Below are 14,682 nucleotides of genomic sequence, written 5' to 3'. Positions count from 1 at the left end.
GTAAACATTATGAAAATCAAAGTTAGTAATGTGAATACTCCCAACTGGAAAGAGGTTACTGTAAAATCACGTATACCGGAAGAGTTGGAGAAGTTGTCTGAAATCGCACGCAACATTTGGTGGGCATGGAATTTTGAAGCGACTGAACTGTTTAGAGATCTAGATCCGGAACTTTGGAAAGAATGTGGACAGAATCCAGTACTGTTGTTGGAACGTATGAGCTATGAAAAGCTGGAAGCGCTGGCAAAGGACAAAGTGATTCTAAGAAGAATGAATGAAGTTTATACGAAATTCAGAGATTACATGGATGTGAAGCCGGATGAGCAACGCCCATCTATCGCTTATTTCAGTATGGAATATGGCTTGAGCAGCGTCCTGAAAATATATTCCGGTGGTCTGGGTGTATTGGCTGGTGACTATCTGAAAGAGGCTTCTGACAGCAATGTTGATTTGTGTGCGGTAGGTTTCTTGTATCGTTACGGCTACTTTACTCAAACGTTGTCTATGGATGGACAGCAGATTGCCAACTACGAAGCACAAAACTTCGGTCAACTTCCTATTGAACGTGTAATGGATGCCAATGGTCAGCCGTTGATAGTTGACGTTCCTTATCTTGATTATTTTGTTCATGCAAACGTATGGCGTGTAAACGTTGGACGTATTTCTTTGTATCTGCTTGATACGGATAATGAAATGAACAGTGAATTCGACCGTCCTATCACTCACCAGCTTTATGGCGGCGACTGGGAAAACCGTTTGAAACAAGAAATCTTGTTGGGTATCGGTGGTATCCTGACTTTGAAAGCACTGGGCATCAAGAAAGATGTTTATCACTGTAATGAAGGACATGCTGCATTAATCAATGTTCAGCGTATCTGCGACTATGTAGCTACAGGATTGACTTTCGATCAAGCTATCGAGTTGGTTCGTGCTTCTTCTCTTTACACTGTTCATACTCCGGTTCCTGCAGGCCACGACTATTTTGATGAAGGTCTGTTCGGCAAATATATGGGTGGTTATCCTTCCAAAATGGGTATTTCATGGGATGACTTGATGGATCTTGGACGTAACAATCCGGGTGATAAGGGCGAACGTTTCTGTATGTCTGTTTTTGCTTGTAACACTTCACAGGAAGTGAACGGTGTGAGCTGGCTGCACGGAAAAGTTTCTCAAGAAATGTTCTCTTCTATTTGGAAAGGTTATTTCCCGGAAGAAAGCCACGTAGGATACGTAACGAATGGTGTTCACTTCCCGACTTGGAGTGCAACTGAATGGAAAGAACTGTACTTTAAATATTTCAACGAAAACTTCTGGTTCGATCAATCTAATCCTAAGATTTGGGAAGCTATCTACAATGTGCCCGATGAAGAGATTTGGAAGACTCGCATAACTATGAAGAATAAGTTGGTTGACTATATCCGTAAGTCATTCCGCGATACATGGTTGAAGAACCAGGGAGATCCTTCCCGTATTGTTTCATTGATGGATAAGATCAATCCGAATGCATTGCTGATTGGTTTCGGTCGTCGTTTTGCTACTTACAAACGTGCACACCTGTTGTTCACCGACTTGGAGCGTCTTTCTAAGATTGTGAATAATCCTGATTATCCGGTACAATTCCTGTTTACAGGTAAAGCTCATCCGCACGATGGTGCAGGTCAGGGTTTGATTAAGCGTATTATCGAGATCTCTCGCCGTCCGGAATTCCTGGGTAAGATAATCTTCCTCGAAAATTACGATATGCAATTGGCTCGTCGTCTGGTTTCCGGCGTTGATATCTGGTTGAATACTCCGACTCGTCCGTTGGAAGCATCCGGTACATCGGGTGAAAAAGCTTTGATGAACGGTGTTGTTAACTTCTCTGTATTAGACGGATGGTGGCTGGAAGGTTACCGTGAGGGTGCAGGTTGGGCGTTGACAGAAAAACGTACTTATCAGAATCAGGAACATCAGGATCAATTGGATGCTGCTACTATTTACAGTATTCTTGAAACTGAAATCTTGCCGTTGTATTACGCACGTAATAAGAAAGGATATTCTGAAGGCTGGATCAAAGTGGTGAAGAATTCTATCGCACAGATCGCTCCTCATTATACAATGAAGCGTCAGTTGGATGATTACTATAGCAAATTCTATTGCAAACTGGCGAAACGTTTCCAAACTTTGGCTGCTAATGATAATGCGAAAGCAAAAGAAATTGCAGCTTGGAAAGAAGATGTGGTCGCTAAATGGGATGCTATTGAAATCGTATCTTGCGACAAGGTAGAAGACTTGAAGAACGGTGATATCGAAAGCGGAAAAGAATATACTATTACTTACGTGATCGATGAAAAAGGCTTGAATGATGCAGTGGGACTTGAATTGGTTACTACTTACGCAACTGCAGACGGAAAACAACATATTTACTCTGTAGAACCGTTTAGTGTAATCAAGAAAGAAGGTAACTTGTATACATTCCAAGTTAAACACAGCTTGTCAAATGCAGGTAGCTTCAAGGTGTCTTACCGTATGTTCCCGAAGAATCCGGAACTTCCACACCGTCAAGATTTCTGCTACGTACGTTGGTTTATCTAATAGCTTGAAATGGTGGAGTAGGGAAGTGTTACTTCCTTACTTCTCTGTATAATAAAAATAGCCCCTACAATCGATCGAATTGCAGGGGCTATTTCATGATGTACAGGATGAAATTACCTTCTCTTTAACCTTTGGGCTTACTTTATAGCTTCTGCAATTTTTGCCTGAAGTTCTTCTCCATGCAAACCGCGAGCGATAATTTTGCCATTGCCATCAATCAATACAGTGTGAGGAATACTGTTTACAGCATAAAGCTGTGCACCTTCACTTTGCCAGAATTTCAGGTCGGACATTTGCGGCCAAGTCATGTTCATCTTCTTGATTGCTTCTTTCCATGCAGCTTCATCCTGGTCGAGAGATACGCCTACGATTTCGAAGTTCTTACCTTTGTACTTAGCGTAAGTTTCTACCAGATTAGGCATTTCGCGACGGCAAGGACCACACCAGCTAGCCCAGAAATCAACCAATACCACTTTGCCTTTTCCCACATAGTCAGACAGCTTCACAGTCTTTCCTTCCGGAGTCTGCATTTCGAAATCTACAAATTGAGTACCTACGGCAGTCTTTTTCTGCTTGTCAGTCATCTCTTTGATCCTTACGATTGTTTCGTCATTCTGGAAATTAGCAGGAATTTGTTGCAACAAAGCTTCATTTTCGTCAGTAGAGTTATTGTAGAACGTTTGTTTAAACAAGAATACTCCAACCGGATTGGTGATGTTCTTCTTAACACCTTCTTTGATTGCTTTGTCATACTGTTCTTCCAGCTGGGCACCCTCTTTTTGTTTGGCTTCTTTCTGCTCATCACTTAAAGAAGTATCGCCCATTGCCTCATAAACAGCATTCATTTTCTTGCTGATGTCATTGATTTGAGCTCTGATTTCCTGGTACGCATCATTGTTCGGAGTACCGGTCACAGCATCGTTATCCTTGGTCAGGGCAACGTTGATTTTTCCGTTTTCGAGGAAGAAATCAATCATCAATGGTTCTCCGTTCACTTCGCAAGTGACATAGCGGCTAACCACAGAATCTTGTGTACCTTCAAAGGTAAAAGTACCTTTGGTGATAACAGCTGTATCTAGTTTGGTCAGATTTCTACCAGTAGCTTCCTGAAGATAAACGGTGTCACCATCGCTTGCACCTTCTACCGTACCTGTGACAACGTATCCGGCTTTGTTTCCGCCCGTACAAGCTACCATGCCTAACGCTGCCGTTGCAATAACTAAATAAGTTAACTTTTTCATGCTTTTGTAAAATTAGTGAATAAATATTTATGCAAAGATAGATTTTTTTTCTGTTGGGCATCGAAAAACACTGTTATATTAGATTAACACGTAGGTGGAAACCGCAGAAATGTGTACCTTTGCAGCCCAAACTTTAGTATGAATATGCAAGAAGATAAATCCATTATTGAGGTGAGCCATGTATCGAAGTATTTTGGCGATAAAACAGCATTGGATGATGTGACTCTGAACGTGAAAAAGGGCGAGTTTGTCACTATACTTGGTCCTTCCGGTTGCGGTAAAACCACGTTGTTGCGTCTCATTGCCGGTTTTCAGACAGCTTCGGAAGGCGAGATCCGAATTTCGGGGATGGAAATAACACAAACCCCTCCCCACAAGCGTCCGGTGAATACGGTATTCCAGAAATACGCTTTATTCCCGCACTTGAATGTATATGATAACATTGCTTTCGGCTTGAAGTTGAAAAAGACGCCGAAACAGACCATTGAAAAGAAGGTGAAGGCTGCTTTGAAAATGGTAGGGATGACAGATTATGAATATCGTGATGTGGATTCTCTGTCCGGCGGTCAGCAACAACGTGTAGCCATTGCCCGTGCCATTGTGAATGAGCCGGAGGTGTTGCTATTGGATGAGCCGTTGGCAGCGCTCGACCTGAAAATGCGTAAGGATATGCAAATGGAGCTCAAAGAAATGCATAAATCTTTGGGTATAACATTTGTTTATGTCACTCATGATCAAGAAGAGGCACTTACGTTGAGTGATACGATTGTCGTGATGAGTGAAGGAAAGATTCAGCAGATCGGTACACCGATTGATATATACAATGAACCCATCAACGCTTTTGTCGCCGACTTTATCGGAGAAAGTAATATTCTCAATGGTACCATGATTCATGATAAGCTGGTACGCTTTTGCGGTACGGAGTTTGAATGTGTGGATGAAGGATTTGGTGAAAATGTTCCGGTAGACGTAGTCATCCGTCCGGAAGATCTTTATATTTTCCCTGTTTCGGATATGGCGCAGTTGGTAGGCGTGGTAGAAACTTCTATTTTCAAAGGTGTGCATTATGAAATGACGGTGATGTGTGGCGGATATGAATTCCTGGTACAGGATTACCATCATTTTGAAGTAGGAGCGGAAGTCGGACTGCTGGTGAAGCCGTTTGATATTCATATCATGAAGAAAGAGCGTATCTGCAATACATTTGAAGGAAAATTGCGGGATGCCACTCATGTGGAATTTCTGGGTTGTAACTTTGAATGTACTCCGGTGGAAGATATAGCTGCCGATACGAATGTCAAAGTGGAAGTAGACTTTGAAAAAGTGATTCTTCAGGATAATGAAGAAGACGGGACGCTGACAGGTGAGGTGAAATTCATCCTTTACAAGGGTGACCATTATCATCTGACTGTATTGTCAGACTGGGACGAGAATGTATTTGTAGATACGAACGATGTATGGGATGACGGAGACCGTGTAGGTATCACCATTCCTCCAGATGCTATTCGTATAATTAAAATAACCGATTAACAGGAAAGGAAGTGAATAAGAAGTTTATAGTCTTTTTGTCATCACGTAAGAGTTGGACTCTCCCTTACATTATTTTTTCGGCGATCTTTGTGATCATACCGTTGTTCTTAATTGTCGTATACGCCTTTACCGATGATAGCGGTCATTTGACACTCGCCAATTTTCAGAAGTTCTTCGAACATCCCGAAGCAATCAATACCTTTGTATATTCTATCGGTATTGCTATCATTACCACCCTTGTTTGTATTTTACTGGGTTATCCTGCCGCATGGATATTGAGTAACAGTAAACTGAACCGTTCCAAGACGATGGTCGTACTGTTTATCCTGCCGATGTGGGTAAATATTCTTGTGCGTACCCTTGCCACTGTTGCCTTGTTCGACTTTTTCAGTGTACCGTTGGGAGAGGGAGCATTGATATTCGGTATGGTATACAATTTTATTCCCTTTATGATCTATCCCATCTACAACACGTTGCAGAAGATGGATCATAGTTATATTGAAGCTGCACAAGACTTGGGAGCCAATCCGGTGCAAGTCTTTCTGAAAGCAGTTCTTCCGCTTTCCATGCCGGGTGTGATGAGCGGGATTATGATGGTGTTCATGCCGACTATATCAACATTTGCCATTGCCGAGTTGCTGACGATGAATAACATCAAACTCTTTGGTACGACGATTCAGGAAAATATCAATAACAGCATGTGGAACTATGGAGCGGCACTTTCGCTTATTATGTTGCTGCTGATTGCTGCTACTTCTCTGTTCAGTACCGATGATAAGGAAAATTCAAACGAAGGAGGCGGGCTATGGTAAAGAAGATATTTGCACAGACCTATTTATGGATATTGCTGCTCATGCTTTATTCTCCCATTGTAATCATTGTGATCTATTCATTTACCGAGGCGAAAGTATTGGGTAACTGGACAGGGTTCTCTACCAAACTTTATTCTTCGCTATTCACTACCGGTGCTCATCATTCGTTGATGAATGCACTGATTAATACAATTACTATCGCCCTGCTGGCTGCAACCGCATCTACATTATTGGGAAGCATTGCCGCTATCGGTATATTCAACCTGAAAGCCCGTTCACGCAAAGCGATTGGATTTGTGAACAGTATTCCAATTCTGAATGGTGATATTATCACCGGTATATCACTGTTTCTTTTGTTTGTGTCTCTGGGAATCACGCAAGGATACACAACCGTAGTGCTTGCTCATATTACCTTTTGTACGCCATATGTTGTTTTGAGCGTTCTGCCTCGTTTGAAGCAGATGAATCCGAATATTTATGAGGCTGCTCTTGACTTGGGAGCGACTCCCATGCAGGCTTTGTGGAAAGTCATTGTTCCCGAGATTCGTCCGGGAATGATTAGTGGTTTTATGCTTGCATTGACCCTGTCCATTGACGATTTTGCCGTAACTGTCTTTACCATTGGTAATCAAGGTTTGGAGACACTCTCTACTTACATCTACGCCGATGCCCGTAAGGGAGGACTGACCCCGGAACTTCGTCCGCTTTCGGCTATCATTTTTGTCGTGGTATTGGCGTTGTTGATTGCCATCAATTACCGGGCAGGAAAAACGAAGAAAAAAGATTAATAGACCATCAAATGTGCTACTACGTAAATAAAATGAAAAGAATAATTCCCGTAATCCTGCTCTTACTGACCTTGACCGGATGCTACAACTCCGGTGAACCTCGTGAGCGGGTTCTTAAAATCTACAACTGGGCAGACTACATCGGCGAAGGTGTACTCGAGGATTTCCAGGCATATTATAAAGAACAGACCGGTGAGAATATACGTATCGTTTACCAGACATTCGACATCAACGAGATCATGCTGACGAAGATTGAAAAGGGGCATGAGGATTTTGATGTGGTCTGTCCTTCGGAATATATCATCGAGCGTATGTTGAAGAAACATTTGCTACTGCCCATCGATACGAATTTTGCACATTCTCCTAACTACATAAATAATGTAGCTCCGTTTATCCGCGAACAAATCAATAAATTGAGCCAACCGGGTGAGAAAGCGAGCCGCTATGCTGTCTGTTATATGTGGGGAACGGCTGGAATTCTGTATAACCGAGCCTATGTACCCGATTCGGTAGCGTTGTCCTGGGATTGTCTTTGGAATAAAAAGTACGCCGGAAAAATCCTGATGAAGGATAGTTATCGTGATGCTTACGGAACAGCCGTCATCTATGCACATGCGAAGGAGTTGAAAGACGGAACGGTGACAGTAGAAGAGCTGATGAACGACTACTCTCCACGTGCGATGGAACTGGCCGAAAAATACCTGAAAGCCTTGAAACCGAATATTGCCGGTTGGGAAGCGGATTTCGGTAAGGAGATGATGACGAAGAATAAAGCTTGGCTGAATATGACTTGGAGCGGTGACGCAATCTGGGCGATTGAAGAGGCAAATGCGGTAGGAGTGGACTTGGATTATGAAGTTCCCGAGGAAGGGAGCAATATCTGGTATGACGGTTGGGTGATTCCGAAATATGCCAGAAATCCGGAAGCAGCCAGTTATTTTATCAACTTTATGTGCCGTCCGGACATTGCTTTGCGGAATATGGATTTCTGCGGATATGTAAGTTCCATAGCTACGCCCGACATACTGGAAGAGAAAATAGATACGACCCTCCATTATTATGCCGATTTAAGTTACTTTTTCGGACCGGGTGCAGACAGCATACAAATTGATAAGATACAATACCCGGATCGCAAAGTGGTGGAACGATGTGCCATGATTCGTGACTTTGGCGATCAGACAAAAGAAGTTCTTGATATTTGGTCGCGTATTAAGGGTGATAATTTGGGGGTTGGTATAACTATTCTTATCTTTGTCGTTGTTGCATTGATGAGTGGCTGGATGATTTATAAAAGATGGCAGCGTTACAGCCGCCAGAAACAACAGAGGCGCAGAAGCAGAAGGAAAAAGATAAAGAGGAGTTAATTCTTCCGGATTATAAAGATAAAATAAAAAAACACGGAAATGAAAAAAATACTGGTTGCATTTGTGACCTTGTCATGCTTTGCATTGACTGGCTATGCACACTGTATCTGAATATAAAATCAATTAAAAAATTGGTTACTCCTGAAAAGTAAGAGGAATATAAACTTGAAAGAATAAGAAGCACGGTGAACGGAATGCTAATGGCAGGATGTTCACCGTGTTTTGTTTTATCGTCTTTTCATATTCCGAAGTATATCTTTGGTATCCTTGTCTACCCGGAAAGACTCGATTGTTTTTTGCAGTGCTTTGTTGTAAGTCCAGTTATCCAATGTACTATGTTTCAGATATTCCATTGTCTTTTGAGGAAATTTGATGAAACACAATGACAGCATCCATGCCATACCCATACGTGCATAATAAGCATCATGATTGAATAAATCGGCATATTCCAGTAATGAATCAATATGTTCGTCATCCACATAGTGGAAAAGCATCACAATCCCGAAGCGTATTTCAAATTCTTTAGAGGATTTCAGATAAGGTTGGATAAATTGCCATACGTTTTCTTTCCCTTTTTTTACCGCAGTTTTCAGTTCGCTGCAGAAAATGTCGCATACAGCCCAATTATCTATACGGGGAATGAACATCGCTACATATTTCATTCGTTCTTCAAGTTCCATTTTTGCCAGTCCGATAATCATTCCCTGAAGCATTGTTTCTTCATAATAGTTCGTATCGGTTGACTCAACAAATGTACGCCAGTCCTCTTTTTTTATAATTTCTTTGGCCATGATTCGCAGTTGGGGGATACGTACACCGAGAATGTTGTTAGCTCCCGGGAGGAGGGAAGAGTGAAATTCCTGATATTTGGCATCTGCTAATGCTTGTAATTCTTTCCGGATGTTTTCTGTTGTAGTCATTTTCATATAGTTGGTTATTTCACAAAGGTATAAAAAAAGAGTATGCGCATCATGTGACGGCATACTCTTTTTGGAGATAATTCCCATCATAATGAAAATACTTTGGGAAAGTTTATACGATTAGTCACTTCTTGACCATGTCGAAACTGAATGTAGTAGCCGAGAATTTTTCAAACGGCTGTCCTTCTACTTCCACTTTGGTTGCTTTGATTACAAATGTAAGTTTTTGGTCTTTATATGTATATTGGCCCTTTTCTTCCGCTTCTATGGTTACTTTTATCGTAATTTGAGGAGCCTCTTCTCCGTCTTCCTGTACTTGAGTCGGGAGAGTATATTTTATTTCCAAAGGTTCAGGTTTTAGTTGAAGTAGAATGGATCCTTTACTGTCATCATTAAAGGCAGCGGTATAAGGAATGTTGTAATTGATATCGCCCAGATTCTCAATGATAATTCCGGCAGCTTCTTCACCAACGATACTTTTGATCAGATCGTCTACCGGCAGCTTTTTAATCATAACCTGATTGTCTTTTACTTCAGCGGTAACGGTGGCTCCTTCCGGTTGTTCTTCTTTGGGGGAATTAGTCTGTGGGTTAACGGGCGGATCAGACTTTGTCAACATGGTACCGGAATAATTTCCATCCACATCTTTAAGAGAATATACGGGAATGTCTGAATCATCATCATTACTACATGCTGTAAAAGTGGTTATCAGGCCTAACGCGGCTACAAATAAAACTAAGCGATTAAAACAACGAACTTTTTTTATTTCAGTTAAAGTTTTCATACTGTTTAAAATTAGATTATTAATTTTCAAAATTAAGGTGTACGTACATAGGGTAAATGCCGGTAATTGTAAAATACTGCACAAGGAAATAAAAAACAGAATATTTTTTTGCAAGAACACTGTTGCAGAGGTCCCGATGGATGGGACCTTTAAGCAAATAGAAGGCTTTGTATATTATTGTTTTTTCGTAATAGATTCACTGGGCGTTATTCCAAAATATTCTTTGTATTTGTTGCGGAAGTTTTTCAGATTCTTCAATCCGATCATTTCCGGAACTACATAAACAGAGTATTTTCCACTTTCCAACAGTTCACGGGCTTTTTCCATACGAATCCGGTATATAAAATATTTAGGTGCTTCTCCTGTCAGCGATTTCCATTTATTGAAAAATGTGGTCCTGCTCATGCACAATTCGGATGCGACCTCATCTATTGTCAAATTTTCCTGATCTATATTTTTTAGAATGAAATCCTTTACAAGGTTGATAAAGGTGTAATTTTTTTCACTCAAAGTATCATCCTCCTCTTCTATTTTAAGAAATTGTTCTCCGAATACTTTTTGTAGGAATGATTTTCGGAGAAAACGGCTGTTTTTAATCAGGACGTTCATCTCTATTTTTAAGTCTTCTATATGAAAAGGCGTATTTATAAAAACATCGGCCAAAGAAGTTTCTCTGGTATTGCGTTGTCTTCCATTCAGATATGAGCCGTAGAGGATAATGGGAATGATTGAAGTTTCACAGGAAGTTTTCAATCTTGATGAAAGCTCATTGCCGTACATACCATGCAGCATGGTGTCACAGACCACAATGTCTGGATATTCTTCCTTTATGTATGTCAGGGCTTCCAGACCGTTTCCGAAGCTTTTTACAATAAAATGATCAGATAAATGCGTTTCCAGGTAAGATCTGAAATCGATATTGCTATCAGCAAGTAGTACAGTGGGTTTAACAGACTTTCTTTTATGAGACTTTTTACAGAATAAAGAGTCTATTTTTTTTTCTTCATGATTGGCTATGATTTGTATGGGAGTGTATTTGGATATACTTTTATGTGTGTATTCTTTTGAAAGATTTTTTTCTTTTTGTATAAGAATGATATAGAAGTAAATACAATAAATAGAAAATCCTTCTACAATGAACAGTGGGATAAAGTTTAATTGATAAATAAGAGTTATAGCCATGATGACAGGAACGAGGGGCGACGTTGTTATTGAATATTTCATATGAATTTGTTTTTAATAGCGCCACTTAGATGAGATACACCAATTTCCTTTGTTGGGGATAAAAGAGGATATTCACTGTAACTATGATCTCATAGTTGTACATTCATAGACTCAAAATATAAACTCGTAATTATTTATATCTTGAGGGGGAATAGTTGAAGGTGAAGTCTATATAGAGAGTCTGAATTCTAACAGTTTGAATCATTCTTTCGGAAATGGTGAATTTCCTCCAAGTAACAATAATAGATCTATTTCTTGTTTATTGAATGTTTTATATATTGTATGAAAATACAGGTGGGGGAGAGCGTGTGGCATATTCGGTACTATCGATAAATATCTCGATGAGTACCATTTTATATTTTCTCATATATAGTTAGAAAGGAAGTACGATTTATTCCTGCGAAGTAAAAATAATGATAAGTTGTAACAAGTGGATGATGTTGTGAATGTTCTATGATGGTTTGTTGTTGTTTGGTGTGCTTATAGCGATAAATGGTGAAGTATAATTACGATTTGTTAGGATTGCGCTGCTGTGAGTTAACAAAAGACTGAAAGCAGTGTACCGTTTTTTTTATTTGATATTTCTATTTCTGATTGAAGAATTATCAATATCGGATTGTAATATCTTCAATGGGGATAAAAAAAGAGTCGCATGATTTTCTTATGCGACTCTAGATTATATGCATTATTGTGTAATATCTGGTTATTTATAACTTTTGAATTTCTTCCGATGAAAGTCCGGTAGCCTTTTGGATAGCTGTTATGTCTACTCCCTGTGATTTCAGATTGCTGGCAATTTCGAGCCGTTCTTCCATACGTCCTTCCATACGTCCTTCCATGCGCCCCTCCATGCGTCCTTCCAGTTTTGCTCCATCTAATACATCATTTTGTATCATGATGGCACTAAGGTGCTCGTCGTAGGCATGCTGTTCTTCTTTAGACATATTGTAATAAATAAGTTTCCTGCGTGCTTCTTCCAAACCGGGAGCTTTTGTGTCGGGGCGAATACAACCGGTTTTCAGGTACTCAATCCATTCTTCCAATGGGGTGACAGCCACTTTATCGAATTCATTCACACGAATTAGAAAATATTCCGGAAAGATTTCTGCTGGAATCTTATGGACGATAGCATCTTTTTCTTTGGTAGTCACTTCCAGCCTATCTCCTGTGTGCACTCCGATGAAGTTGTTTTGTCCATGATACAAATAATCTTCTCCCTTGCCGATGTCAAAGTACAGAATACTGATGGAGTATATTTTTTTCACTGCGTAGTAGCGTTCACCTAAAGAGATATGTTCTGTGATCGCTTTTGCCACTCCATACAAGATACGTTCCAGATAATAGAGCTCCCGTGTGTTTTGGATCTCTACAATGATAATTTCATCCTTACTGTTTTTGGCTTTAATGTCTACCCGGTTGAATTTATCATCGATTGTTTGTTGGTTGCTTTCACTTTCCAATATCTCTATGATTTTCACGTCTTCTCCTAAGAGGACGGTCAGAAACCCCTCCAGTACGCCAAAATTAGCTTTCTGACGGAGAAGTCTTTTTACAGCCCAGTCAAAGCGTATATATTTGTCTTGTTGTTCCATATCATTTTATTTAGACTATTGCAAAGCTACGATTTTTTTTAGATAATGGCTACTCTTTGACTTTATATTTGAAAATTAAAAAAAAGGTTGACCCCGATCTGCATCATACAATCAGCCATTTTCTCAAATTATGTTTTTCGGCATCGAAAGCGACTCCGACTTTCACCAGCTGTCTGCCGTCAACGGTATAAGGCAGGAGATAGCCCTTGTCGTCGATCGGCTTCAAAGCCTTTGACGGTGCACACTTCGGCCTGTGTGAATTGTCCCATCAGTTTGAAGACTAGATAGAATACCACTGAGTAGTGACGTTCCGTTTTCAGGATGTACAAGTGTAACTCTATTGTTGTTTTATTATCTGATAAGTTGTGCTATAAAAAGTGCAGTTTTTATCTGATAAAAAGTGAAAAGACTATAGATGATTTTTGTAAACTTATAGAAAATAGAGGGTTTCTTATGGCTTAAGATGTTGATTATTAACACTGCCACATTTTTGTTTTTCCGTATAATATTTAAGATAAGAACAAAAATGTGGCAGTGTTTAAAGGTAAAAAAAATCTTCAGTTGCTACTATTATTTATTTTTCTGTGTCACTTCGATGCCTGCAGGCCATAGTACTGCTTTGTTGTAGGCTTTCGCATCGTTTCCGTGACCGGAGTAATCTTTGGCAATGTCGCCTTCGCCTTCGTTAAACTTCCAGTAGGCGCAGAGCCCCGGGGTGTTCTCGGGATCTTCTATGTTGTACATATTCTTGTAGATTTCCTGTTGCGTGCGGGCTGTGTTCCATATGCGTACTTCGCAGATCTCACCATCGAGCTGGCGGCTCATGTCGTCGGGCTCGCCGTAGGAGTGACCTATTTTGAACATGAACTGTTTGCCGCGTTCCTGCAGGCCGAGGTCGATGGCTTTGCCTGTTCCGTAGTCTTCGGCACGGCTCTGTTCACGTCCGTCGAGGTAGATCGAGGCGGTGCGCGCTTCTGTGTCATAGACTACAGCTACGTGATACCATTCATTGGGGAGCAGCAGTTTGCTGTTGTCAGCGTTGGGTATTTTGTTTTCATTGGCGGCGAATTGCAGTTGTTGCAAGGGGAATCCGGCATCACCGAGGCGCAGCAGGCAGTATTGCTCGATACCCATGATAGTACAGATGTTTTTCGTTTCGGCACCGTATTTGAAGTCGTCCACACGAATGATGGCTTCGTAAGTGAGTTGTTTCAGACCGTTCACAATTCCGGCGGTGGGGCTGTTTTTGTCGAATCCGGGCACTTCGAAGTAGTTATCCTTCAGGCTGACGGCGGTGGTGATAGCACTGGAACGTCGGATGATGTAGCAGATGGTTTTCGAGCCGTCGAGGATACCGATTCCTCCTGTCGCCTGACTGATGGTGACGGGTAGCAGGTAGCCGGCATCGATGGTGAGTTCGGTGAGATCAGCGAAGTCGATGTTGACGGGTGCAGAGATGGTTTTACCTTGCGGGATGACGGTTTGCTCGGTGGAGAGAGAGTAGTATTTGGAGTCGAGCAGGGTGTAGTCTGTTTCCAAGCGGGCGTTGTAGGTGCCCACCAGGGTAGGGTCAACTTTGATGCTGACATTGACGTCGCTACCCGTTGGCTGTGAGAGTTGGGCGGCGATTGTTTGCTGACCGGTTTCGATGAGACGGTTGAAGGTGAAGTTTGTCACGTCCTTCTGTTGGGCGGCGTCGAGGTAGACGACGTTGTCGAAAGGAGTGGCGTTGCTGTAGTCTTTGTTGTCGCAGGCGGCTATTGATAGTAGCATGGCTGCGGCAAGGCTTACTATGGAGGCGTTGGTTAGGATGCCTCGGTGGGATTTTATTGTTTTCATGGCAATTGAAATTT

At 41.2% G+C, this 14,682-nt stretch carries 10 protein-coding genes and 2 pseudogenes; 5 read left to right on the top strand and 7 right to left on the bottom strand.

The genetic code is table 11. The features are described from left to right. Window positions 1-9 precede the first annotated feature (9 nt). A complete protein-coding gene (locus GD631_RS18070; RefSeq protein ID WP_143259926.1) occupies window positions 10-2,574 on the top strand; it encodes a glycosyltransferase family 1 protein in 2,565 nt (854 codons plus the stop codon). 137 nt (window positions 2,575-2,711) lie between these two features. Here the strand turns inward: GD631_RS18070 and GD631_RS18065 are convergent, their stop codons facing one another. Beyond that, a complete protein-coding gene (locus GD631_RS18065) occupies window positions 2,712-3,815 on the bottom strand; it encodes a TlpA disulfide reductase family protein (protein ID WP_143259925.1) in 1,104 nt (367 codons plus the stop codon). 138 nt (window positions 3,816-3,953) lie between these two features. Between GD631_RS18065 and GD631_RS18060 the strand changes: the two genes are divergently transcribed. Genes GD631_RS18060 through GD631_RS18045 form a run of 4 tightly spaced genes read left to right on the top strand, consistent with a single transcriptional unit; the run spans window position 3,954 to window position 8,309 of the window. After that, window positions 3,954-5,345 carry a polyamine ABC transporter ATP-binding protein gene (locus tag GD631_RS18060; protein ID WP_143259924.1) on the top strand — a complete coding sequence of 464 codons (1,392 nt, stop codon included), beginning with the start codon at window positions 3,954-3,956 and terminating at the stop codon, window positions 5,343-5,345. 11 nt (window positions 5,346-5,356) lie between these two features. Next, window positions 5,357-6,157 (top strand): ABC transporter permease, encoded by an 801-nt coding sequence (locus GD631_RS18055; protein WP_185911503.1) that lies wholly within the window; start codon window positions 5,357-5,359, stop codon window positions 6,155-6,157. Further along, complete coding sequence (locus GD631_RS18050; RefSeq protein ID WP_143259923.1) at window positions 6,151-6,945, top strand: ABC transporter permease; 795 nt, start codon at window positions 6,151-6,153, stop codon at window positions 6,943-6,945. Before GD631_RS18055 ends, GD631_RS18050 begins: the two co-directional genes overlap by 7 nt. Before the next feature lie 32 nt (window positions 6,946-6,977). Further along, window positions 6,978-8,309 carry an ABC transporter substrate-binding protein gene (locus tag GD631_RS18045; RefSeq protein WP_143259922.1) on the top strand — a complete coding sequence of 444 codons (1,332 nt, stop codon included), beginning with the start codon at window positions 6,978-6,980 and terminating at the stop codon, window positions 8,307-8,309. Window positions 8,310-8,536: 227 nt separating this feature from the next. Here GD631_RS18045 and GD631_RS18040 read toward each other — a convergent pair whose 3' ends face one another. From GD631_RS18040 to GD631_RS18015, 6 genes and pseudogenes are all read right to left on the bottom strand, one after another. Then, window positions 8,537-9,229 (bottom strand): DNA alkylation repair protein, encoded by a 693-nt coding sequence (locus GD631_RS18040; protein ID WP_185911648.1) that lies wholly within the window; start codon window positions 9,227-9,229, stop codon window positions 8,537-8,539. A 124-nt stretch (window positions 9,230-9,353) separates the two neighbouring features. Continuing rightward, on the bottom strand, window positions 9,354-10,013 hold the full coding sequence (locus GD631_RS18035) for a DUF4840 domain-containing protein (RefSeq protein ID WP_143259920.1): 660 nt from the start codon (window positions 10,011-10,013) through the stop codon (window positions 9,354-9,356). A gap of 174 nt (window positions 10,014-10,187) precedes the next feature. Then, window positions 10,188-11,063: pseudogene (locus GD631_RS18030) on the bottom strand (helix-turn-helix transcriptional regulator); the annotation flags it as partial. Between the two features lie 881 nt (window positions 11,064-11,944). Then, window positions 11,945-12,829, bottom strand: coding sequence for an Rpn family recombination-promoting nuclease/putative transposase (locus tag GD631_RS18025; protein WP_143259919.1), 885 nt, complete (start codon window positions 12,827-12,829; stop codon window positions 11,945-11,947). A gap of 103 nt (window positions 12,830-12,932) precedes the next feature. Further along, window positions 12,933-13,146: pseudogene (locus tag GD631_RS18020) on the bottom strand (AAA family ATPase); the annotation flags it as partial. A 253-nt stretch (window positions 13,147-13,399) separates the two neighbouring features. Beyond that, window positions 13,400-14,668, bottom strand: coding sequence for a DUF1735 and LamG domain-containing protein (locus tag GD631_RS18015; RefSeq protein ID WP_143259918.1), 1,269 nt, complete (start codon window positions 14,666-14,668; stop codon window positions 13,400-13,402). Between the last annotated feature and the right edge of the window lie 14 nt (window positions 14,669-14,682).

Origin of the sequence: Bacteroides luhongzhouii, from assembly GCF_009193295.2 — a bacterium.
GTDB lineage: Bacteria > Bacteroidota > Bacteroidia > Bacteroidales > Bacteroidaceae > Bacteroides > Bacteroides luhongzhouii.
This window is presented reverse-complemented; position numbering and strand designations above follow the sequence as displayed.